This window comes from Helicobacter mehlei (genome assembly GCF_007280785.1).
In the GTDB taxonomy this organism is placed as follows: Bacteria; Campylobacterota; Campylobacteria; order Campylobacterales; family Helicobacteraceae; genus Helicobacter; species Helicobacter mehlei.
Genome location: NZ_VKGC01000006.1, coordinates 1 through 23,626, shown reverse-complemented (window position 1 = coordinate 23,626; position 23,626 = coordinate 1). Strand labels below are relative to the sequence as shown.

Sequence of the window (23,626 nt, the reverse complement as noted above, 5' to 3'; positions counted from 1 at the left end):
GCTAGCCCCTATTGCACCTTGCGCTCAAAGTCGCCCTTATCAGTTACAATCTTGATCTCTAGGAGCTGGGAGGGCGCGCATTTGAGTTCATAAGCACTTTCTTGGGAATATTTGAGGCGGTAGTTGAACAAGGGTTGTTTTTTAAACTTATCCTTGAAGTTATCACCTATTTTTTTGGCAATGGCACAAGAGTTCCCGCGGTTGATAATAATATCTTCAATCAACACTGCTTCATTGTTTAAAGAAGTGATACGCATATAAGTGCGTTTGATCATGCTCTCCATCATCTTCCCGCCCACAGGTCGGTAAAAAACATCAAATTTCAAATCGTGGTTGGGTTCAGCCATAAGCAAGCCTGCCCCTAAAAGCCAAAATACGGCATTTTTTAACATGTTAATCCTTTGTGTTGTATAGATTGGCGATCATAACAAACCTAGACAAACTCAAGCTTGTAACTCTTTGTCAATCTCGGTTAGCAAAGCTTGGGTGAAAAAGGAGGTATAGGGTTGCTCTGAGGGCAAATTCTCTTTTAAATGCACCAAAATATTCAAATAATCCTCTTTGAGCAAATGCCCTTTATTGAGCTCGTATTTCAAATAAAGCCAATAGGTGTTGAGCACATCACTTTGGCAATAACTATCAATTTGCTCTAATTGCCCCGCATGGTAGAGCACATGGACTTGATCCCCGCTCACATCATATTTACCCGGCAAGCCACACAACGCACAAACCCCCTTAAGACTAAGCCCCCTTGTACTATCAAATTGCAACAAGCTATCCAATAAATCAGTGTGGAATTTTTCGCTGTAACGTTGGCGGTAATTCTCCCATTTGCTTTTATTGCGTTCTGGGTTATCTTGTTCATAAAATGCATGCGCATCTAAGTTATAGGCTAGGGCTTTGAGCATCAACAAGGGCAGATCAAAGTGCCGCCCGTTAAAAGTAACTAACTTAGGCTGGTGCTTGTTGAAAAATGCTAAAAAATCCGCAATCAAGCCTTTTTCGCTCTTCTCTGCAAGTTGTTTGCCAAAATTGCCCACCTTTTTAAAATGCCCGTAATCATCGGCGATCACGCTACCAATGGAGATCACTTTGTGCAGATACAAAGGTAAAAAGGCTGTCCCGCTTTGCTCCTTTTGCCACTCAAAAGCCTTTTGGCAAATCTCTAAATCATTAGTAGCCCCCATACACATTTGTGGGTAATGCTCTTGAATTAAGGCAACATCGGGTACACTTTCAATATCCAACACGCAGATCATAACCGCCCCTTAAGTTAGCTGTATTAAAATGCCTATTTTAAGATTTTTGCGCTTAAAAAGGACATCTATGGTTGTAACGCGTTTTGCACCCTCGCCCACGGGGCATTTACACATCGGCGGGCTTAGAACAGCACTTTTTAACTACCTTTGGGCTAGAAAAAATGGCGGGAAATTTTATTTGCGCATTGAGGATACTGACTCCAAACGCAACTGCCAAGAAGCCAGCGAGGCGATTTTAAAAGCCTTTGAGTGGGTGGGTTTGGATTTTGATGGGGAGATTGTCTATCAGTCCCAACGCTTAAAAGTTTATCAAGAGCATATCCAACGCTTGCTAGATCAAGGCAAGGCTTATTATTGCTACATGGACAAGCAGGAATTAGAGGCTCTAAGAGAGGCACAAAGGGCTAGAGGGGAGACTCCAAGATATGATCGGCGTTACCGCGATTTTAAGGGCACACCCCCGCATAACCAACCCGTGGTGCGCATTAAAGCCCCTTTAAGCGGTGCTATCTGTTTTGATGATGGGATCAAGGGGGCGGTGGCGGTTCAGGCTAAGGAATTGGATGATTTTATCATTGCGCGTGCGGATGGCACGCCCACTTATAATTTTGTGGTCAGTGTAGATGATGCTTTAATGGGGATTAATGTTGTCATTCGGGGTGATGATCATCTGAGCAACACGCCCAAACAACTGATCTTATATGAGGCATTGGGCTTCACACCCCCCAAATTCTACCATGTACCCATGATCTTTAATGAGTACGGGCATAAACTCAGCAAACGCGATGGAGCAATGGGGGTGATGGATTACAAGGCTTTGGGCTATCTTAAAGAGGCGTTGCTAAATTTCTTAGTGCGCTTAGGTTGGAGTTATGGGGATCAAGAGATCTTTGGCTTGGCTGAGATGACTAACTTATTTAACCCCGATGATCTCAACAGCGCGCCCAGTTGCTTTAGCCTACACAAACTTGATTGGCTCAACACCCATTATATCAAAGAAAGCCCCACAGACCGGCTCAAAACGCTTTTAAAAGATTTTGGTTGCAACCCTTTAGAAAAATTACCCCCCTTCAAGCAAGAAGTGTTGTTGCAAGCACTAAAAGCTAGGTGTGCCACCCTCAAACAAATGGCATTGAGTATCCAAGAGATTTTAACCCCTCCTAGCACCTATGAACTCAATAAACTTAAAAACTTAGAGGGTGCATGCAAAGCCCTAGAACCCTTAACATTCCATCCCGATCTTTTTAGTAGTCCAGAGAGCTTGGAGGATTTTTTACATGCCTTTATGCAAGAACATGGGCTTAAAAGCGCGGCTTTGATGTTGCCCTTGAGATTGGCCTTGCTAGGCAAGGCTGGGGGCATTGGGCTAAAAGATGCTCTCTTTATCCTAGGGGATCAAGAGAGTCAAAAACGATTAAAGGCTTTTTTAGTTGTGGTGGGCGCGGACAAAATCCACTAATTGGCGGGTGTCAATACCAACGGTTACAAATTGTTGGAAAGTGGTGTACCACTTGCCCCCATGCCCATTCAAGCTATGCCCATCGCCCCCGCCCATGAAGTTAAAGAAAGCGTCTGCACGCACGCTTAAGAATTTGTTTTTATAGACATAATAAAGGGCAATGCGCTCGAAGTTGGGGGCATGATACCATGGCAAGCCCGTATAGAGCGCGCGCCCATAGGTGGCATAAAACTTCATTTGGGGCTTGTCAGAGAAGTAGTATTTGTTGTAAAATCCAAAGCCCTTATACTGTACCTCGAAGTCAAATTGCCCTCCAAAACTATTGTACCACTGGCTAGGCCCGCAACGATTGCCCGAGCGCACGCAGTAATGCTCTTGCTCACTCATTGTGCCAAAAGCAACAGAGAGTTTGTCTAAAAAGGGAGCAAGCCGTTTTAAATCGCTTTTGATGTAGCCATAGTAGTAAATGCGATCGAGCACCGTGGGGTTAGAATAAACACCGGGTTTGCCAGCCTCGGGTTGCCCGGCGGCATAGGGGTAACCATTGGGCCATAGTGGGTCTTGTCCGCGCATGGCTGGATCGGGGTTGCCCCCAAAGGGATAAGGATCACCCATGCTATAAGAGCTGGTGTTGTGGAATGCCACAATGCGCCCCCCAAAGCCCAAATAACCTTTTAAAAACGACCATTCACTCGCCCCAAAGTAGAGCATTTGGTTCATGTTGTAATGGTTGGCGGCATATTTCTTGCCACCAATGTTATTCCAGTTGCGCCCCCCATACCAGTCAATGATGAACTCCGCCCAGCCATTCCACCAGCGGTTAGGGTTGTAGGCGGGTTTATATTGGAACATCGCCCCCCTAACGGTCGGGTCTTTAAACCAAAAGAGCTTTTTAAAGGCGGCTAAGGGGTAGGATGCCATCGTGTAAGTTCTGGGGATGATGCCCACATATGCTCTAAAGTCCTTGCCCACCGCACTATAATACATCGTAACCCCCCAAGAGTAGGGGAAATAACTATAATGGGTGTGCAGATTTTGGATAAACCACCCCCCAAACATGATAGATTGGTGCTTGTCAAATTGAATCCCAATCTCGGGCATGATTCGGTTTTTCATATTAACAAGACTATTCCAATAAGGGTTGTCCTTGCCCGCCAAGTTGTAGGTGAAGCTCATAAACTTGAGATCGTAAGCAAAGCTAGCCGCTTGCAAACCCGTACTTAAAAACCCACAAAGAGCCACGCTACATGGCAACACTCTTTTTAATATCTTAAAACTTTTCATCACACGCCTTGAAAATGGAATTACAAACGAAATCATATATGCCATTTAATAAAATAAATCTTAAGATAATGTATCATGCCTTCTTATTCTATTTAGTAATCTTTTAGACTAATTGTTTCATAACTGCCTAGTTTTAGTTGCGCTACTTAAACAAACACCAATCCAGCCACTCTTCTTGCAAGATACCCTTTTGATGAGCTCTTGGCGTTTCATCGCCAATGCCATATTATTAGCAAATTACAACTCTTTTAAACGCATTTGCATCAGCTCTGTTTGCTCCTCTTACAATATCTTTGACGCATTGTCTAGCAACAAACTCTCTAAGTGCATTTGGGCTTCAAATCCATTTCTTTGAAGCTCTGAATTGGGTCTCTTGGGCTAGCCGTCTTTGCAAAACGCTTTAAAAAGTCTTGCTCTATTTCCCTGAAAAATAACGCCTTCAAGTGCTTTTCAATGGCGGGGTAAAGAGATCGTGTTGCTCTTTTAAAAACCTAAGTCAAGCCGTTCCACTTGGGCTTTCATTAGAGATAAAAGCGATTTGTTGCCCAGTCCCTAGTCTCTCGATCTGGCTTTAAAGTCCCCTGCTCTAGCTTCTCTTGCCCCTTGCCTAAAATGCCCTGTATTTGGGTTTGAAAAGTGGTTAAAAGGCTTGTTCTTGGGTTTGCCAGTGTTGCACCACTTGGGTTTTTAATCTCCCCTAAAGTCCCTCTAACTCTATGAGGGCTTAAAATATCCTCTAGGTTTAGCTTGGCAATAATAGCCTCTTTGAGGTTATCTTGTACCTCTTGTGCGATCTGCTAGCATCTAACTTCTTATTTTCCTGTGCGCGCCTTTTGGCTGATTTGGGGGGCATTAAAGTTTGGATTTGCTGGCTGACTAGATTCTCTAAACACGCTTATATATCTATGTTGAATGGGGGGTGATCTAAGCTCTCTTGAATGGCCTTCTTGAATTGTGTCTCTAATTGCTGGGCTTTGCTAGCAAACTGGGTTTCATTTTGCTTTTTAAACGTGGTTTAGGCTAATTCTAAATGCCAATGCCCTCTTGCTTGACTCTCTCATTTGCCCTAACATCTTAGCATTTGCCTAGAGAGAGGACAAGGACTAAACCCGAAGGGTTTATATGATATAGAGGGCGAAAGCCCTATCTTAGAGTGCCGAAGGGTTTAATGCGCAAACGCAACGCATTTGCAAAATGCTTTAACGTTGGTTGATAATAAAGCGTTAATGCGCCTCCCTAAGCCAAAATGCGTTAAAATGGGGGCGTCACATAGTAGTTTGCTTCCCTTTTGCGCTATGGGGTAATGCGCTTTTAGCGTGGGCTGGAGAGAGGGGTAACTCTCCAAAGGAGAGCAAACTATGAAATTAATCGTAGTGTTAGCGGTTTTGATGGTTATATCAAAACCCGTTTAAACCCCCTTTTTAGGGGCAACGTCCGCTAGTGCCATTGACCACAATTCCCCTTAAATTTTCTTTAATACTCCAAATAGTGCGCTGATGGGTATTTTTGGCAGTGGTTGCCTTGGGGCTTGTTAGGCTGGTATGTCTTGTGTGGGTGCTTGCCTCTCTATGGCCTGTACTTGGCTGATCTCCTCGCTAGTCGTGTGGGTTTGCACCAATGCGCTTATTGGGAGTATTTCTATGCTTTAGCTTGAAGCTGTGGGAAGTATGTTACAATGTGCCCAATCTATCAAAAGGTATTGTATGCAATCTTTAGCCTTAAGCCCCCAGGATTTGCCCACACTCCAAAACATGGCAACCACTTTGCGTTTTTTGTGTGCGGACATGGTGCAACAAGCCAATAGCGGGCATCCGGGTGTGGCGATGGGGTTAGCCGATGTGGCGGTGGTGCTAGGCTTGCATTTGAAAATCAACCCTAAAAACCCGGCATGGCTTAATCGCGATCGCCTCGTATTTAGTGGTGGGCATGCCAGTGCTCTAGCCTATGCGCTCTTGCATTTGTGGGGATTTAATATCAGTTTGGAGGATTTAAAGGCCTTTAGACAACTGGGCTCTAAAACCCCCGGGCATTTAGAATACAAGCACACAGAGGGCATTGAGATCACCACCGGTCCGCTAGGACAGGGGTTTGCTAACGCTGTGGGCTTTAGTCTAGCTAGCAAGTTGGCTCAGGAGATGTTGGGCACAGAGATCATCAATCACAAGGTCTATTGTCTGTGTGGGGATGGGGATTTGCAAGAGGGCTTGAGCTATGAGAGCGCATCTTTAGCCGGGCATTTGGAGCTTAAAAATCTCATTGTGATCTATGATAGCAACGCCATCACCATTGAGGGGGATACCCATCTAGCCTTTAGCGAAGATGTAGAGTTGCGCTTTAGGGCGCAGAATTGGGAGGTTCTTAGCTGTGATGGGCATGATTTTTTAGATATCGATCGGGCTTTAAGGAGTGCTAAACAAAGCTTAAAACCCACGCTCGTCATCGCTAAAACCACCATCGGGAAAGGGGCTTTGGGCTTGGAGGGGAGCTCTAAGGTGCATGGCGCGCCTTTGGGCCTGGAGGTGCTAGAAAACTCTAAGCGTGCTTTAAACTGGGAACACCCCCCTTTTTATATCCCCAAGAGTGCCGCCCTGCATTTTCACATGGAAAAAAACGAGGTGTGGGAGCGTTTGTGGGAGCAAAAGCTCACCCCAAGCATCCAAGAGCAGATCGCTCACTTGCAAGCCAAAGATTTTAGCCAAGTGGCTTACCCCACTTTTGAGGTCGGGCAACAAATTGCCACACGGGTGAGCAATGGCAAAATCTTAAATGCGATCAGTCGGGCTTACAAAGGTTTTTTAGGCGGGAGTGCGGATTTAGCCCCCTCTAACAACACGACTCTACACGGACTAAAAGATTTTAACCCCACCCATGCGGGGCGCAATCTGCATTTTGGAATCAGAGAGCATGCCATGGGGGCGATTTGTAATGGGATTGCCAATTATGGCTTGTTTGTGCCCTTTTGTGCGACTTTTTTTGTCTTCAGCGATTATTTATGCGCTAGTTTGCGCTTGAGCGCGCTGATGGGCAACCAAGTTTTTTATATTTTCACCCATGATAGTATCGGGGTGGGCGAGGATGGCCCGACCCACCAGCCCATCGAACACTTGAGCCACCTAAGAGCCCTGCCTAATTTCTATGTCTTTAGACCCATGGATGCCCATGAAAATGTCCTTTGTTGGCAGGTGGCTTTGGGGCTTAAAAAGAGCTGTGCTTTTGTGCTGAGTCGCCAAAACCTTGAGGTCTTGCCCATAGGCGATCTAACCAAAGTGCAAAGGGGGGGGTATGTGCTTTATCAAAGCCCCCAGCCTGTGCAGATCACCTTAGTTAGTAGTGGGAGCGAGGTGCAAGCGTGCTTGCAGGCGGCTTCTTTGTTAGAGGCACAAGATATCGGCGTGCAAGTGGTGAGCGTGCCTTGCTTTGATTTGCTCTTAGAGCAGGACCGCACGTATTTAGACGGGCTATTTGTGGGCAAGGTGTTAGCCATTGAGGCTAGCCGTGGGTTGGAGTGGTTTAGATTTGCGCATGCGCTTGTGAATATGGAGAGTTTTGGCAGGTCCGCCCCGGGCTCTGCGCTATTTAGACATTTTGGTTTTAGCTCTGAAACTATCGCCCAAAAAGCGCAAAGTTTGCTGGAAAGTTAGCCATGTCTGCTGGAAATATTCTCTATGTCTTTAGTAGTCGCCGTGCGTGCAATGCATTTTGTGCCCAACAAGAGGATGGGTTTTTGCCCACTGTTTGGAGCGTGTCAGAGTTTTATAGCCAAGTGAGCTATGTGCCCCATTTGCAAAAAATCCCAGAGGGCGTGCGCCAAGTGCTCTTAATGGGCGCGATCCAAGAGGTGCAAGAGGAGGGTGTTTTAGAGGGGTCAGAAAACTTAATTGTTTTTGAAAAGACCTTTTTGGGGTATTTGGATGGGAGTGCTTTTGTGGCGCATTTTTTTAGCGAATTAGCTAAGTTTGATCTAGACATTGCCCAAATCCCTAGTCAAGACACCTACGGGGATTACGCCTACCATCTAGAGATTTTGCAACGCATTTATGATCGCTACACCCAAGCCCTGCAAACATGGGGTTTTTACGACCCGCTATTGGCACTTAAACCTATCTTGCTCCCCAGCGTGCTCCAAAAATTTAACCACATTGAGTTTTACATGGAGGGCTTTTTAAATGCATGCGAAAAGGAAATGCTGTTTAAAATCAATGAGATAGTGCCCGTGATCTTGCACACCGCTTGCGATCGCTACAACAAGGATTTTTTAGATTTTCTGCACCTAGAATTGCAAGTCGATCACACCTACGCGCTAGATTTACGCGCCCTTGTGGGCGGGCAGAATCCTATTTTGCACAGCACATACACTCCCTTTGAAAAAGATAAAATCAACATTTGGGGCTTTAATGAGCGCATGGAACAAATTGGCTTAGCTTTAGCCCGTGTGCAAGAGTGGCTCAAAAAAGGCTTAGAGCCCAGCAAATTAGCCATCATCACGCCCAGTCCTGAGATGAATGCATGGCTCAAACTCTTAGATATTAAGGGCAATTTGAATTTTGCTCGTGGGAAAGAGGCATGCGCGATCTTTGAGCCCTATTTAAAAGCCCTCGAAAACTTTGCACCAGACCCACACAACCCCAAGCCCCCCTTAGAGCAACTCCAGCAAGCATGCCAACAATGTTTGCAAATCTACCACACCATCCCGCCTAAACTCCAAAGTTTTAATGAGGAGTTTAGGTGCACCTATGCCCCCATCCAAGCTAGCCTGAAGGGCTATGGGTTTAAAGACTTGTTAGAACTTTACATGCGTGCCCTCAAGGATTTACGCATTGATGATGTGGGCGGGGGGAAGGTCAAGGTACTTGATGTGTTAGAAACTAGGGGCTTGCGCTTTGAACATGTGGTGTTACTGGATTTTAACGATCACCTCGTGCCCCACATCAAGGATCACGACCTCTTTTTAAACACCCCCACCCGCCAACGCCTCAAAATCCCCACCTTGCAAGATAAATTGAATCTCAAAAAGCACTATTACTACCAGCTTTTGCAAAACAGCACCCAAGTAGACATTGCCTACAGCCAAGCCAACAATGGCACTTACTCCAAGATGATCTTAGAGCTCCAATTACTCGATTGCCATAAAAACAAAAACAGCCCACCCCCCTTTAAACTCTTCCCCAACCCCCGCACACTCAATTACCAAGAGGAAAAAATCACCACAACCATCCCTGCTGGTTTTACATGGAGTGCGACTAAGCTTAACGATTGGAGTGCCTGCAAACGCCGTTTCTACTTTAAATATATCAAAAATTATGCGCCCACGCCCACAGAGGGTTTCAACATGGGGACATTCTTCCATGAGATTTTATACCAGCACTACAGCACCCACCCCGCAACCCCCATCACCAAAGCGCACATGCAAAACTACCTCCAACAACGCCTAGAAAATCTAAGCCCATTAGAACATTTAAATGTTAAGTTGGGTTTGGAGAAAATGGGGGCGTTTTTTGCTGAGGAGCAAAAAAGGTTAGCTAGTGGCAAGGTGTTGGCGTGTGAAAAAAAATTCTCTTTCTCTTGGCATGGGGTTTTAATTAATGGGCGCATTGATCGCATCGATCAAGGCGTAGATGGGTCGTATGCCATCTTGGATTACAAGTTTAAATCCAAAGTGAGCGTGGATAAGGACCTAGACAGCCCCAAGGGCTTAGATTACCAGTTGCTAATTTACCAACTTGCCGCCCCTTCTCTGGGGCTAGAGGGTCAGATCCAAACCGCATTTTACGATCTCAGGGCAGGCAAACTTGTGCCAGAAACCCCCGAAATATTGCAGGGCAAACAAGAACGCTTAGAAGCCTTATTGGGGGATTTGGATCGTGAAGTGGATTTTGAAAAAACCCCCTTTAGACAGAATTGCCAATTTTGCCCCTATACTGATATGTGTGGCATAGAATGAGGAGGGGGCATTAAAATAGGGTTTGGGCTTTTTTATGCCCTCTTATTTGTTCTATTCTTAACCACTTGGTTTGGGGGTGGCGGGCTGGTGGGGACTATAGGTCAAGAGGTGGCACGCTTTAACACCCATTACTTTGGTTATGTGGGCTATCTCAATGTCTTTTATCTGTATTATATAGTAACTCTAGCACGCCGCGCTACTCTTAAAGCCTTAGAACACTTGCTGGCCAGCTTGATCGCCTTTTTGACTCTCTTATTCATCCAGGCTTTGGTGTTCCAAAAAGGTATGGTGGGTGTGATCTTGACGGGGGCGTTAAAAGTCTATATTGGGTCTTTGGGGGTGTGGGTGTGTATTTTATGCATGGGGATATGGGCGTGGGCTACTTTGATGCCTAGCACCTACCAAACCTCCAAAACATGGCTTTATCAGTTTGGTTTGCAAGCCCCCTCTAGACTCAAAAAAGGTCTCAAACTCTTAAACAATGCGCTAAAAAACTTCTTTGAGCCCAAGCCTAGCCCCTTAAAATCTTGGCAAGCCCAAAATCCCCCCCAAACACAACCCCCAACCCCCAAAGAGCCCCAAGAGGAGCCCCCCAGTTCCCCCCTAAAAATCAAGGTGAGCTATTACAGCCAAGAAAACCAAGACCTTTGCACCCAACAAGTCCAATTAGTCAGCCCTTCTAAATCTACTTCTGACCCGGCTAAACCCACCCCCCCCAACTCAGCTTATATGGATTTGGTGCAACAAAGACGCGCCCTAGAAGATCCAATAGAAACAACCCCGATCACACCCCTTAAGTCCCATAGAATTGAAAATCACACCCTGCCTAGCACGGATTTACTCAACCCCATCCCAGAGATGCCCCTAGCCCTAGATTTGCCTCAAATGGAGCAAAAGAGCCAGCAATTACTAGACAAATTGCGCATGTTTAAAATTGAAGGGGTGTTGGTGAGCACCCATGTAGGACCCGTTGTGAGCACTTTTGAGTTACGCCCCGCCCCGCATATCAAGGTGAGCAAAATCCTAGCTCTAGCTGATGATTTGGCAATGGCACTCTGTGCCCCTTCTATTCGGATTCAAGCCCCGATCAAGGGTAAAGATGTGATGGGCATTGAGATTGCCAACCCCACACCCACGCCTATTTGCTTAAAAGAAATCCTAGAGAGTGAAGCTTTCAGACAAGCCCCACCCTTAGCACTGGCTTTGGGTAAAGATGTGGTGGGTCAGCCCTATGTGAGTGATCTTAAGAGTCTCCCCCATTTGCTTATTGCTGGCACCACCGGCAGTGGCAAGAGTGTTGGCATGCACGCGATGATTTTATCCTTGCTCTTTAAAAACACTCCCGATCAGCTCCAATTAATCATCATTGACCCCAAGCGCGTAGAATTTAGCCTTTATGCGGATATCCCCCATTTGAGAGCCCCGATCATCACCACGCCCCAAGAAGCCATAGAAGCCCTAGAAAATGCCGTGTGTGAAATGGAGTGCCGCTACACCCTGCTAAACCAGCAACGGGTTAAAAATATCGAGAGTTACCACGCCAAAGCGCAGGCAGAGAGCATGCCTTTTTTGGTGATCATGATCGATGAACTAGCCGATTTAATGGTGGTGGGTGGCAAAGATGTAGAAACCCCGATCATGCGGATCGCCCAAATGGGACGTGCCAGCGGGATTCATTTGATCATTGCTACCCAACGCCCCAGCGTGGATGTGCTCACAGGTGTTATCAAAACAAACTTACCTTGCAAGATCAGCTTTAAAGTGGGCTCTAAGGTGGATTCGCGTGTAATCTTAGATACTGAGGGGGCGCAAAGTCTGCTAGGCAAGGGCGATATGCTCTTCACCCCACCGGGAAGTAATGCATTATTAAGACTACACGCCCCTTATGTGACCGAAGAAGAGGTTGAACGGGTGGTGCATTGGATTTGCCACAATAAAGATGTTAGCGGTGTTGAGCCGTCTTAGCTCTGCAAGAAATCTTAGAAAATTTTATAAATCTCTATTATCTTCCAATCCCTCTTAGATGCCTTCCCGCATATTTACCACAGTCTATATACCCCGATCGCACTTCTTTGCTGGAATGATTTCCGGGACGCGAACATCTGCACATGGCTTTAAAAAAGCTCCGTGGCTGGAGTTAAAACATCCCCCTATGTCCTCTCTTTGGGGAGTTCTTTTAGCCCCCAAGAGAATTTTTCTTTGAGGACCTTAAAATAGTTGCGATTCAAAGGTTGGAGCAAGGTGGCTTGGCGTGTAGATGCCTGCACCTCTAGGACTTGGTGAGCCCTTAGGGTGTGGTGGCTCTGCCCATCGAGCACCACCACACAAGATTTTTGCGCCACAATCTCTAAGCGTGCGTGTGCCCCCAAAATCAAGGGGCGTTCATTTAAAGAGTGGGGGGCAATGGGGGTGATTAAGATATTTTGGCACAAAGGGTGAACTACACTCCCGCCCACGCTGATATTATACGCTGTGGAGCCTAGAGGCGTGGCGATAATCAAACCATCCACTTGATAGACATTGGCTAGAGTCTGATCAATAAATAATTGCAATTCTAAAATGCCATAAAAGTCTTTTTTAGCCACCACAATATCATTAGCACAGAGGAAGGTATGGGGTTGTTTGCCCATGTAAGCCTCTAGCATCAAATGTTGGTGCAAGTTATAACGCCCTTCTTTAAGGGCTTTTAAAAACTCTAAAGTGCCCTCCAAATTGGTCGCGCTCAAAAATCCCAGACGGCCCACATGGATTCCAAAACAAGCCGCTGCACTGCTATGGCGCAAAGCCCCCAAGATTGTGCCATCACCCCCCAAGCACAGCAAAGCTTCATGGGGGCTAGATTTTGGCGGAATCAAAAAGTCATAATCCATCTGTGCCTCTTGCAAGGCAACTTGGAGGACTTCCAAGTGCTTAGGAGCGAGATCGGGTTTGAGGAGGACATGTACACGTTTAATGGGAGGGAGTTTCATGCTGATTAAAAAACCTAATGATTACAAATAAAAAAGCCCCGAGAGGAACCTCTCAGGGCTAAAAAGGAGGGGGACTTGAATAATACCCTATGAATGCTTAATTTTATCTTAAAAGGCATAGCGCATCCCCACGTTCCCGGTAATATTAATATCTTTGTAATCCAACCCAAAACGCGCCCCAATGCCCGCATTGATATAAAAGGATCGCCACAAACGCACCTCTCCCCCAGTTGTCAAGCTCATAAAAGTGTTGTAAAGCCCCCCATTGCGGTAGCTCAAGGTATCATTGCCAATGAAGCGCACTTGCTTATCGCCCATAGAATTGACAAATAAATCCCGCCCAATGCCCGCAATCACATAGTAATAAGAGTTCTTTTTGAAATAATGGCGACTCTCTAGGGCAAGATTGAGGGTGAGTACGGACTTATTGGCCGGATCGGCATTGGCTTTAAACTGGTTATAAAGAGGGTTGTTCATCGAGCCTTGCAAACGGGATAACCCGATGTAGTAGTAAGTGAGTCCGATTTGGGGCTTTAAAATGACTCGTTTTTCTTTGAAAAAGAAGTCATAGCCGTAATTGGCACCGATGTTGGTCGTCCATGTATTGTAATCGTATTTTTGATTCACGACCGATAAAATGGGGTTGATCGCATTGATAGTTGCTTTGTTATAGCCCCAAGTCTCATTGATGCTCCCGGTTAATTCATGTCTGCCCTTTAAAAAAGCACGGCTATAAAACCCAAGATTGACATTATTAGAACTAGCGTTGCTGATATTGCCATAAAAACCGCTGTAGCCATAGGCGGCATACCCGCCCACAATCACACCCTTAATGAAGCGGTCGTAGCCGATATTGATTCCATAGAGCGTGCCCGTGCCCCCAGCCACAAAGCTAGCCCCGCCCACGCCGGTAACCCAAAAGTTATTTTTTAAGCGATCCCTTTGGGAATAAGCCGTGATAATATCCATCGCATTGGGTACGGCACTGGCAAACTTTTTACCCTTGAGGGATTGCAAAAAGTCATGGAAGGAGACCGCCGGCTCAGCACTGAAACTAGAGAGTTTGGCTAGACGGCTCATCTGCTTGGTGTGGGAGCTAATTTGCAAGAGATCGGAGGCATTAGCCTTAAGTGTGGGGCTAGCAATTAAATCGATACTATTGGCAATATCCTTAGCCATTTTTACCATGTCTTGCAAGGAGTGTTGCTCGAGGTAATAGGGCGCAAAGAGGGGTGTATTCTTAGTTTGAATCAAGAGCTTGTTAAACCAGCCCATCACATCAGGTCCCCCGGCTTGTTCAATGGCGCGCACGCTGGCTTCCCCTTGGATTTGGCTGATGTATTGTTTGATCGTGGGCACTTCAATATTGAGTGGCTGATTGACCCCCACTTGGATTTTATTATAAGCAATCGAGGCACTCACGCTTTGGTTATTGCCATTTTGGTAGGTAACCAACAAACCGCGATCGCTGATATTGACCGCTTGCCCGTTGTAGGTTAAGCCCGTGCCCTGTGCATTGAGCTGGAAATTAGTCCCATTGATTTTCAAACTGGTATAAAGATTGAGGTAATCTTGCCAGTTATTGGGGTTAAAGGTTGTGGGGTTGTAATGAATCCAGCTATTAGATTGCATGAGAGTATAAGCACCGCTGATGGGCGCGGTGGCACCTTGTGGGGCTTGGACGCTGAAACTCAAGGGCGTTTGGGTGTTTAAACTAAAATTGATGAGCCCATTAGCTTGGATCAAGGGTTGGCTAGGGGCAAGAGAAGAATCCACGCTCAAACTGACCGTACCCGCACTATTAAACCCCCCCCCAATTTGCAAGCCATCTGCTGTTGGTGTCTGTGTTGCTTGTGTGTTGGGGGCTGGTAGTTTGGTGATGTTGAGATCAAGGGTTGCCCCACTTTGCAAATTGAGATTTTGGGCGACATTGAGCACGCTATTAGAGGTGCTGGTGAGTGCCTTTGTGATGGTTAAGTTATTGGCTTGCAAGGTGCTATTTTGGGTGAGATTGAGCGTAGCTAACTCTGTTTGGTTGGTTACACTGGAGAGATTGACCGCCCCATCGGCATTGATTGTGCCCAAATAGCCAAAATTATTCGCGCTCACACTCAAACTCTCGTATTGGTTGAGCGCGATCGTGCCCTTTTGGACGGCCAGATTGTTGAATTGGGCGTTGATAGTGAGCCCATTGGTGGCGTTTAGGGTGGTTAAGTTAATGTTAGAAACATCGTTAGAAAAGAGATTGAGCGTGCCTTGATAGTTGGTAAAATCAATGCTATTATTACCCACAAAATAAAGAGATTTGCCCGCAACAAAGCTCAAATCTCCCCCGGTGGCGTTGCTAAAAGTGCTGTTATTCACAAAGACATTATCATTAGCTAAAAAGCTAAAATAACCCTTCTCCCAAAGCGTGCTAAGACCCTTAGGGGCCAATAAAGACCCCACGCCTGCTTTTTTAAGGGCTTCTTGCAAATTAGGGGGTAAGATGCTTCCCAAGCCCTTTTGCCAAACACCCCCCAAACCGCCATCTTTGATAATGCCATTGATCACATTGCTAACCATGGTGTTATCCTGCAAGGCTTTTATAGTGTCTGGTCCTAAGATGTCGCTTAGAATTTTCATCCCGACATTTTGTGCCATGTTGGTGAGGGCTTTGGGGGGGTTGATCGCATCTTGGATCGCCATGTTAAGAATGGTGCCTAAAAGTTGAGGACCCAGCCATGCCACACCCTGATTAACTAAGTTTGTATTCTCAAAGACTATCTTAAAGATTTGCCCAAAAGTGGTGGTGTCTAAGAACTTTTGCAAACTAGCAACACCTTGGGGCGTGTCCCCCATTGCCAAAGCTTGGTTTAAAGTCATGCCCGTTGCCGGAGAGAGTTGCTCCATCAAGGTCCAAAGGGTGTCTTTGGCATAAAACTTGTCAATAAGAGATTGAGCCCCTTTGGTCCCACCTACAATACCAAGCCCGACTTGTGCCGCAATTTTTGCAGCTGTAGGAAGACTATTCAAACCTTTTTGAATCTCATCATTAAGCATGGTGTAGATTTTTGCTTGTTGTGCGCTATCCAAATGGCTAATGAGTCCATTAGAGCCTAGTAAAGAACCCACCGTTTTAGAAGTCATAATATCTTTAATGGCAGTGGCAAAACCGGGTAATTGCAAAATGGGGCCTAAATCACTGGCATTAAAAATCGATCCTAGTGTTTTGCTACTTAAGGATTTGGGCAATAAATCTTGCAAGCCTTGGGGGATCAAGCCATTATTAGAGGCTGTTTGGTAAATGATGTTCCCCAATGCCTGCCCTAGCCCGGGTTGCCCTAAAATTTTATCAATGCCCCCTGTGCCCAAAAGATTAAAGACTTGATCGGTTTGCTCGGCGGTTACATTGGCTTGGTTTAAAACCAAATTGGTTGCGCTATTAAAGCTTACAGACGCGCTCCCACCCGTCTGGGTCGCATTCCCGCTACCAAGGGTCCCGGTGATGTAAATATCTTTGGCGTTGAAATTGGCATCAATATAGCCTAGAGCCCCTGCCGTGGAAGTTAAGAGTTGCCCTAGGTAGGTGTTCCCAAAGGTTTTACAGATAGAGTTTTGGGCGCATATGCCCGCATACCCATTCCCCCCAAACCAAACTTGGCTCGTGTTATTGACCTGCCCGACCTGTGGAGCCCCCACGACCAAAGTCCCATTTTTAAAGGTTTGGTTGATATTGCTTGAAAGAGAACCGATAAAATCCAAAAGCTGTTGTTTTTGCTGGTCTGTCAAGCTAATATTAGAGTTTGAGAGGGCTTGTAAAAGCTTATTAGGATCGCTTAGATCATTGATATTGAAAGATTTTAAGAGTTGCTCTAGGGCCGGGAATAGGCTAGAGGCAATGTCAAAGAGATTAGCCAAAACTTGCTTATTGATCGGGCTATTGTAGATGTAAAGCGGGTCTAGGGGGTGTCCGCTGGTGTTGTAGGTGGTGGGCACTTGGGGAGTAGGATTAGGATTTTGGGCAGTAATAGGGGCTGTGAAAGTCCCTTTGATATTACTATCTAGGAAAAACGTCCCCACCCGATCATCGCTATAATCATAGCTGGTTCCCGTGGTGTTTTGCTTGGATTGTTTGTAATAAAAAAGCTCAGGGGCGATGTTGTAGAGATTGGCTAAGGTGGGGCTAGGGTTAGGATTAGCCGAGATGGTGATCGTGAGATTATTATTTTGCACGCTCTCAGTGATGATCTGGTTGCCATTGAGGGGATTAACAAAGCTCCAGCTATCATTGGCTTGGTTATACAAAGCATCTTGAATAGGCAAACCATAAAGCCCAATGTTTTGATAACCATCCGCCCCACTAAGCCCCACAATACTACCCGCTTTTAAAATATCAAAGGTTTTTGATTTTTTATTTCCAAGATTAGTGAAGATATCAATGTTAGAGAGATTAAGTTTCCCTTTTTGGGCTAAGGTGAAATTATTGGTAACCTTGATCAAGGGAGCCGTGTCAGGGCTCATCGCACCATTGAGGTTTAAAAACCCATTGAGGGTAAAACTGCCCATGCTCAAGCTATTATTGCCATATAAATTCATATTGGTTGTGCCATCACTGCTCACAGCCCCGCTGGCATTAAAGGTGCTATTTTCCACCACCAAGTTACCCGCATTAAAAGTAACATCTTGCAAGCTCAAAGAGCTATTGGAAAGATTGGTGGTGTTCCCCTCAAAGTTGCTCTGCCCTTGTATGCTAGCACTGGCACCATCACTCAGATTCAAGCTAGACTGCGCACCAAAAGTAACCCCGCCCTGAAAAGTGGCTGTTGTCTGTGGTTGCCCATTTTGGGTATTCTGCCCCGTCCCAACCATGTTTAGGCTAGACTGCCCCCCAAAAGTCGCCAAACCCTTAAAGGTCGCTACGCTCCCTTGAGATAAGCTAATGTTTGCATTGCCACTAAGCGTAGTTGTGCCATTAAAAGCCACCTTGCTTTGGTTGGTTTTTTGCCCACCCGTGTTCATCAAGCTCAAAAGCGCATTGCCACTTAGGGTTGTGTTGCCATTAAAAGTGATGCTACTAGCATTGTCCAAATTCAACGCACTATCGCCCGCAAAATCTGCTTGTTGGTTAAAAGTCGCGGTGCTGGAGTTATTTAAGAAAAGCGCGCTATCGCCCTCCAAATTAACAGCAGTATTAAAGGTCGCATGGCTTTGTTGGTTGAGATTAAAGGTCGCATCAGTGCCCTCAAGGCTAGCACCCCCACCATTATTCCCAATGCTTAGCGTGCTCCCAAGCCCCAAGAAGAAACCCCCACCATTTAAGCTGATGCTAGGGGAATTGAGCGTAACTTGGGTATTACTCCCTTGCACGGCACTTTGATTAAAAGTGATCTGCTTAGAGCCGGTAAAACTAAAACTCCCCCAAGTCGCATCAAAGAAATGCGAATTGGTGATCTCCATTGTCTGTGCGCTAAAAGAAGCACGGGAGTGTTGGCTAATTCCTGTTTGTATTCCGGGAAAGGCGGTAGCCACATTGCTATAGGTCAAGCCATCAGCGGTAAGGTCATTTGTGGCATTAAAAGTAACCCCAGCACCCTGTCCGTAGGCAAAATTACCCGTTTTAAAAGTGTTGGTGAGATAAATATTAGGGGCATTAAAGGTGCCGGTGACGTAGCAGGTCGGGCACAACCAAGCAGCTGATCCTTGTCCGGATCCGGTCCCTAAAGAAATAGTCCCCCCATTTGCAACTTGTTGGCGGTTATTCCCAATGACCAAAGTCCCCGTTCCATCAACATTAATTGTAAATGAGGTGTGGTAGGGAATCCCCAAAATGGAGGTCCCCCAAGTTTGGAGCAAGTTACCATTAGGGTTAAAATAGGGAGAAGCTGCATTTTTTTGATTGGGATCGATGTAGGCAATCCCATCACCAATACTAACGCTATGCGCCCCGTCTAAAGGCTGCACATATTGCCAAACATCTTTCACAGCCGTTAAAAGTTGCAATGTAAAAGAATCATTGTTTAAAGTCTCTTGCATTTTGAGGGTCAAGCCACCCACATCAAACCCGACGGTATAAACATCGCCATTTTGGCTTAAAAGTTGCCCTTGCATGCCTTGGTAATTGACAAGTTGCCATAGAGATTTGGCATACTGGCTGTCGTTATAATTGATCTTGCCCTTTAAGAGCGTGTAAGAAGCCCCCGCCTGCAAGGCGTTTTTAATGTTGAACAAGGCATTTTGGCTTAAAGTGATGTTCCCGCCCAGAGTTGCAAAGGGCGAAGCAGGCACGCCATTATTAGTCGTGCCAATGGTGGTGGTGCCTTGAAAAGTCGCCGTGCCATTGGGACTAAAACTATATTGTGAATACCCCTCAAAGGTGGTGTTATCAAAAGTGGCTTTTTGGATATTAAAGTTATTGGTGGGGTTGCCATAGCCGGTGGTGTCAAAGGTGGTATTGGTAAAGGTGGCTTGATTGGCATCAATGTTGATCTGCTTGCTGCTCTCAAATTGGGTGTTGCTGATGGTGAGATTTTGAGCCGATCCATTCCCACCAGCCCCCACAATCTTGACCGCATTGTTGGTCCCCTTGAAAGTGTCATTATTCAAACTAACCGAGCTACCCCCTAGAGCAATAGTCGCCCCACTCCCACTAGTATCCCATGGATCATTAAAAATCGTGTCGCTCACGCTCAAGGCTTGGCTAGCACTCAAGCTAATATTAGTGGCATTACCACTAACAAAATTACTCCCACCAATCGTGATATTGCCACTTTGGAGATTAATGCTCCCCCGCTTTTTCTCTGTAAAAGTGGAATTGATTACTTGGATACTTTTGGGTGTCCAACCCTTTGCAGTGTTATTGTTATTAAAGACATTAAAGTCCATGGTGGTGCCATCACCGCTAAAGATAGAGTTGGTGATTGTCATCTCAGGGGCATTAAAATACCATGCGCCACCCGTGTTATCCACAAAACTGGACTGGCTAATTTCCATGGTTTTATTAGCAGTGAACCAATCTTGAGCACTATAAGCAGTGCCCGCATACACATTAGTGAAATTCAAGCCCTTCATGGTGAAATCATTGTCGGCAGCAAAACCCAAATACCCAGTCCCCCCGCTAAAGTCATTGCCCGTTTTGAAATTATTGGTCATATAGATGTTATAGGATGCAAACTTCCCGTTGATGGCATAAATGACCGCTTGACTTTGACCCAACCAAATTGTCCCCCCGCTGGCAACAGCCTTTTTATCGTTCCCTAAGATCAAAGTCCCATTGCCTTTAATTTGAACATTAAAGCTACCATTAGCAAAGTTATACCATGGAACCGATGCGCTTAGGGTGTTTCCATTGGGATTGATATAGGCGATCCCCCCATCGCCCACATTATAAGTCCCCGTGGTCAAGCCAGATACGGTGCTCCACACATTTTGGGGTGGGGGAACATAGGAGAGCATTTTTAAAGAGATGGAATTACTGCCAAAAATCTCTTGCACGACATATTGCGCCCCATTTTGGTTAAAGACCACTTGGTAGGTGCCAACCCCCGAGCTAGGGTTGTTAACCCCATTGCCCGTGTATAGACTCCCGGTAGCCCCTTGGTAGTGGATGAGTTGCCAAAGATTATTGGCGTAATTTTTGTAATCTATGGTGCTATTCCCGGTCGTGCCCAAAATATTAAAAGTTTGGCCCTTAGTCAAATTGGTATTAATATCAAATACTGCACCCGGGCTAAGCGTAATGGGCACGCTCACGTTAGTAAAGGGAGAGGCTTGATCAAGAGTGGTTGTCCCTTGAAAGTCTAGGCTATTAGCCCCTTGGATTTGCACTTTGTCGTTATTAAAAGTCGCCCCATTAAAAGTGGCTTGCCCTTTGATGCCTAAGGTGATGGCACTATTGCCCCCAAAGGTTGTCCCATTAAAATTAGCACTCTGATTTGATTGGAGTTTAAGCCCCCCATTGCTCGCAGAGATAGTGGCCCCTTGTGCATTAATATCTTGTGCGTTGATGGTGAGTTGCTGATTCCCTGTGTAGTTGAAAGTGCCCTTGAAAGTCGCATTGTTAAGAGTGCCAAACTGCACATTGCCGGTTTGGAAATTGGTGTTATCAAAGCTAATGTCCTTGACACTGCCAAAGTTTAAGGTGCTATTCCCACTGAAGGTGGTCGAACTAATATCCATCTTGGAGGTATCAAAGCTAATCCCTTGACCATTATTAGCACTGATCTGGGCGTTTGAAGTGGTGATACTACTGGCTTTGAGTTGCAAATTAGTATTCTGTCCCGAGCTAAAAGCATTGTTGATAATGATATTTTGGGCGTTAAATTGGTCAGTTTGGCGGCCTGCCCAGTTATTATTAAAATGGACATTGCCTAATTGCAAGTTGGCATTAGGGGTGTTGATATTAAGCGGACCACTATAGGTGTAGCCATTGAAAGTATAAGTGCCCCCCCCATTGCCATTTAAGGTTATAGGGTTATTACAATTAAAATTGGCACAATAATAACCCCCATTGGAGTAAGAGCGGTAAAACTTATTACTTCCACCCCACCAAGTATTGTTAGTGGAGTTGTCATAGATGTATTGCCCAATATTTTGCATGTTGAGAGTCTGATTTCCCGACCTCCAAGATGTTGCGCCAACCTCCCCAACAAGCAACATCCCCAAGATCAAAGCCCCCCCAAAAACACGCCTTCTAAGCGTGGGGCTTGGTGTAGGCGGGCTTAATTTGCAACGCAAAGCCCTAGCCTTAAAACCCGCACGCCGTGCAAGTACACGCCTACATCTAAGGATTAAGCCACCTTGTCTTTTCATGCCTTTCATAATCGTCTATTCTATCATAAAATTTACCCCCCAATCTGTTAGCCACCACTAGAAAAAGACCTTCACCAAGTGGGTTAAGATCAGCGCGCAAAGCCCGCCTAAAATTCCGGCTAGTGCATCATCGCCCACGACTCCTAAGCCCCCCTTGACATCGCGATCGATCTTGCCAATGATAGAGGGCTTGAGAATATCAAAGAGTCTGAAGAAAATAAAGCTAGCGATGATGCCGACCCAACTCCAACCCGCAATCGCCATCGCCATCCACATGCCCACCAATTCATCAATCACAATCTCTTTGTCATCGTGGGTGTTGGTCTGTGCCTCGTAGATGTCAATTTGCTTGATGGCAATCAAGCCGATTAAAATCGCACATAAAAAAAGCGTGTTAGCCGAAACATACAAGATGGGCAAGCCCAGCACAAGAGCGACTGCACTGCCTGCCGTGCCCGGTCCCTTAGATACTTTGCCCGAGAAAAACAGGGTTAAAAAACACTCTCTGCTAAAAAAGCGCAAGAAAATCCTAGCGTTTCAAACTATTGACCGTCTGTAGCATGTTATCTGCCGTTTGGATCGTCTTGGAATTGGCTTCATAGGCGCGCTGGGCGGTGATTAAGTCGGTCATCTCTTCGACTAAACGCACATTGCTAAGCTCTAAAAAGCCTTGGCGTAATTGCCCATAGCCATCGCCATTAGGATTGCCCACAATGGCCGGACCACTAGCGGAGGTTACAGCGAGCAAATTATCCCCCAAAGCGTGCAATCCGGCGGGGTTAATGAAGTTAGCCAAAGTGATTTGGCCTATCACATTCGAGGTGCTGGCATTGCCCTGTGTAACGCTCACCGTGCCATCTACCCCGATGCTAATTTGGGTGGTGTCTTGAGGGAAGGTGATTTGGGGGATGAGCAAATACCCCTCAGTAGTAACCATATTGCCCTGATCGTCGATCTTAAAATTGCCCGCGCGGGTGTAGGCGGTCGAGCCATCGGGCATTTGGATTTGGAAAAAGCCCTTACCGGTAATGGCGATGTCTAGGTTATTTTCGGTCTCTTTGGGGCTACCTTGAGAAAACATCTTGGTAACGCTAGAAGTGCGCACGCCCAAGCCCACTTCGATCCCATTGGGCGATTTGGTGGTGTCTGATGTAGAAGTGCCGGCATATTGGAGGGCTTGGTAAAAGAGGTCGTTAAAATCCGCGCGCTGTTTTTTAAAACCCACGGTATTGACATTGGCAATGTTGTTAGAAGTGGTGTCGATATGGGTTTGTTGCCCTAACATCCCGGTGGTGGCACTATAAAGAGATCGCAACATGGCTAGCCTTTCAGAGAGAGAATAAAAGGACATTATAGCCAAAATTCTTTAACGCCCATCAAAATATAGGATTTTTGAGACAAATCCGTTGAAAATTTTAACATTAACTTAACTCTGTGATGCTTAAAACCCTACCATCTGCGCGCTAAAGCCCACAAGCTTAAAGCTAAGCGGAGAGTTGCCGCACACTCTTAAATATCACTGGGGTTGTGTATAATACCCCAATGTTAATCGCCTACAAACAGAAACTCTACAATACAAACAAAAATAAGCACATCGGCAAACTGCTACGCCTTTATGGACCATTGTATCGCCTTACATAAGAGGCATTATAGACTTTTAAAAAACACTTAAAGCCCTACACCTTGCAAAAACACATCACTAAACTAAAGAAAACAGCACGCTTTGCTTTTTTGAAAACTTTGGGTTCTTAAACCTTGCAAGACATCACAAAAAGAATAGACAAAACCTACAAAAAGTTTTTTAAAAAGCAGGGCAGACTCCCTAGATTTAAAAAGGTAGCTAACTACTTCCTAAAAAGAAAAGGGGCACACGCCGTGAAGTGGTGTGCTCGAATAACCGCATTGCATAGAAAAATTAAAAATC

The 23,626-nt window shown here is 45.7% G+C and carries 11 protein-coding genes and 1 pseudogene; 5 read left to right on the top strand and 7 right to left on the bottom strand.

Going from position 1 to position 23,626, the window contains the following annotated elements; all coding sequences use genetic code 11:
* Nucleotides 1-8: 8 nt before the first annotated feature.
* Nucleotides 9-347: a hypothetical protein gene (locus FNE76_RS03560; RefSeq protein WP_185962985.1), complete on the bottom strand. Its 339-nt coding sequence runs from the start codon at nucleotides 345-347 to the stop codon at nucleotides 9-11.
* A 96-nt stretch (nucleotides 348-443) separates the two neighbouring features.
* Nucleotides 444-1,259, bottom strand: coding sequence for a 3'-5' exonuclease (locus tag FNE76_RS03555; RefSeq protein ID WP_120947583.1), 816 nt, complete (start codon nucleotides 1,257-1,259; stop codon nucleotides 444-446).
* A 67-nt stretch (nucleotides 1,260-1,326) separates the two neighbouring features.
* Between FNE76_RS03555 and gltX the strand changes: the two genes are divergently transcribed.
* Nucleotides 1,327-2,718 carry a glutamate--tRNA ligase gene (gene gltX, locus FNE76_RS03550; protein ID WP_235895356.1) on the top strand — a complete coding sequence of 464 codons (1,392 nt, stop codon included), beginning with the start codon at nucleotides 1,327-1,329 and terminating at the stop codon, nucleotides 2,716-2,718.
* Here gltX and FNE76_RS03545 read toward each other — a convergent pair.
* Entirely contained in the window at nucleotides 2,686-4,002 is a 1,317-nt protein-coding gene (locus tag FNE76_RS03545; RefSeq protein WP_120947579.1) for a hypothetical protein, read from the bottom strand. The genes gltX and FNE76_RS03545 overlap by 33 nt on opposite strands.
* 1,703 nt (nucleotides 4,003-5,705) lie before the next feature.
* Here FNE76_RS03545 and tkt point away from each other — a divergent pair.
* The 3 genes from tkt to FNE76_RS08230 all read left to right on the top strand — a co-directional run bounded on the left by tkt (nucleotide 5,706) and on the right by FNE76_RS08230 (nucleotide 11,908).
* Entirely contained in the window at nucleotides 5,706-7,643 is a 1,938-nt protein-coding gene (gene tkt, locus FNE76_RS03540; RefSeq protein WP_120947577.1) for a transketolase, read from the top strand.
* A gap of 2 nt (nucleotides 7,644-7,645) precedes the next feature.
* A complete protein-coding gene (locus FNE76_RS03535; protein ID WP_143928378.1) occupies nucleotides 7,646-9,943 on the top strand; it encodes a RecB family exonuclease in 2,298 nt (765 codons plus the stop codon).
* 87 nt (nucleotides 9,944-10,030) lie between these two features.
* Entirely contained in the window at nucleotides 10,031-11,908 is a 1,878-nt protein-coding gene (locus FNE76_RS08230; protein WP_162983046.1) for an FtsK/SpoIIIE family DNA translocase, read from the top strand.
* A 185-nt stretch (nucleotides 11,909-12,093) separates the two neighbouring features.
* On the opposite strand, the gene FNE76_RS03525 is transcribed toward FNE76_RS08230, so the two are convergent.
* The 4 genes from FNE76_RS03525 to flgG all read right to left on the bottom strand — a co-directional run bounded on the left by FNE76_RS03525 (nucleotide 12,094) and on the right by flgG (nucleotide 23,020).
* Nucleotides 12,094-12,912: an NAD(+)/NADH kinase gene (locus FNE76_RS03525; RefSeq protein ID WP_120947575.1), complete on the bottom strand. Its 819-nt coding sequence runs from the start codon at nucleotides 12,910-12,912 to the stop codon at nucleotides 12,094-12,096.
* A 108-nt stretch (nucleotides 12,913-13,020) separates the two neighbouring features.
* Entirely contained in the window at nucleotides 13,021-21,702 is an 8,682-nt protein-coding gene (locus FNE76_RS03520) for a vacuolating cytotoxin domain-containing protein (protein WP_185962982.1), read from the bottom strand.
* Between the two features lie 57 nt (nucleotides 21,703-21,759).
* On the bottom strand, nucleotides 21,760-22,224 hold the full coding sequence (locus FNE76_RS03515) for a phosphatidylglycerophosphatase A family protein (protein ID WP_120947571.1): 465 nt from the start codon (nucleotides 22,222-22,224) through the stop codon (nucleotides 21,760-21,762).
* Nucleotides 22,225-22,231: 7 nt separating this feature from the next.
* Nucleotides 22,232-23,020, bottom strand: a complete 789-nt coding sequence (gene flgG / locus FNE76_RS03510; protein ID WP_006016181.1) for a flagellar basal-body rod protein FlgG — start codon at nucleotides 23,018-23,020, stop codon at nucleotides 22,232-22,234.
* Between the two features lie 224 nt (nucleotides 23,021-23,244).
* Here flgG and FNE76_RS08515 point away from each other — a divergent pair.
* Nucleotides 23,245-23,550 (top strand): annotated as a pseudogene (locus tag FNE76_RS08515) (RNA-guided endonuclease TnpB family protein); the annotation flags it as partial.
* Nucleotides 23,551-23,626 lie beyond the last annotated feature (76 nt).

Bases quoted from the DNA above. Each gene is read 5' to 3' on its own strand.
- FNE76_RS03545 (WP_120947579.1), bottom strand. From the start codon at position 4,002: ATGAAAAGTTTTAAGATATTAAAAAGAGTGTTGCCATGTAGCGTGGCT.
- FNE76_RS03560 (WP_185962985.1), bottom strand. From the start codon at position 347: ATGGCTGAACCCAACCACGATTTGAAATTTGATGTTTTTTACCGACCT.
- tkt (WP_120947577.1), top strand. From the start codon at position 5,706: ATGCAATCTTTAGCCTTAAGCCCCCAGGATTTGCCCACACTCCAAAAC.
- FNE76_RS03520 (WP_185962982.1), bottom strand. From the start codon at position 21,702: ATGAAAAGACAAGGTGGCTTAATCCTTAGATGTAGGCGTGTACTTGCA.
- FNE76_RS03555 (WP_120947583.1), bottom strand. From the start codon at position 1,259: ATGATCTGCGTGTTGGATATTGAAAGTGTACCCGATGTTGCCTTAATT.
- gltX (WP_235895356.1), top strand. From the start codon at position 1,327: ATGGTTGTAACGCGTTTTGCACCCTCGCCCACGGGGCATTTACACATC.
- FNE76_RS03525 (WP_120947575.1), bottom strand. From the start codon at position 12,912: ATGAAACTCCCTCCCATTAAACGTGTACATGTCCTCCTCAAACCCGAT.
- FNE76_RS03535 (WP_143928378.1), top strand. From the start codon at position 7,646: ATGTCTGCTGGAAATATTCTCTATGTCTTTAGTAGTCGCCGTGCGTGC.
- flgG (WP_006016181.1), bottom strand. From the start codon at position 23,020: ATGTTGCGATCTCTTTATAGTGCCACCACCGGGATGTTAGGGCAACAA.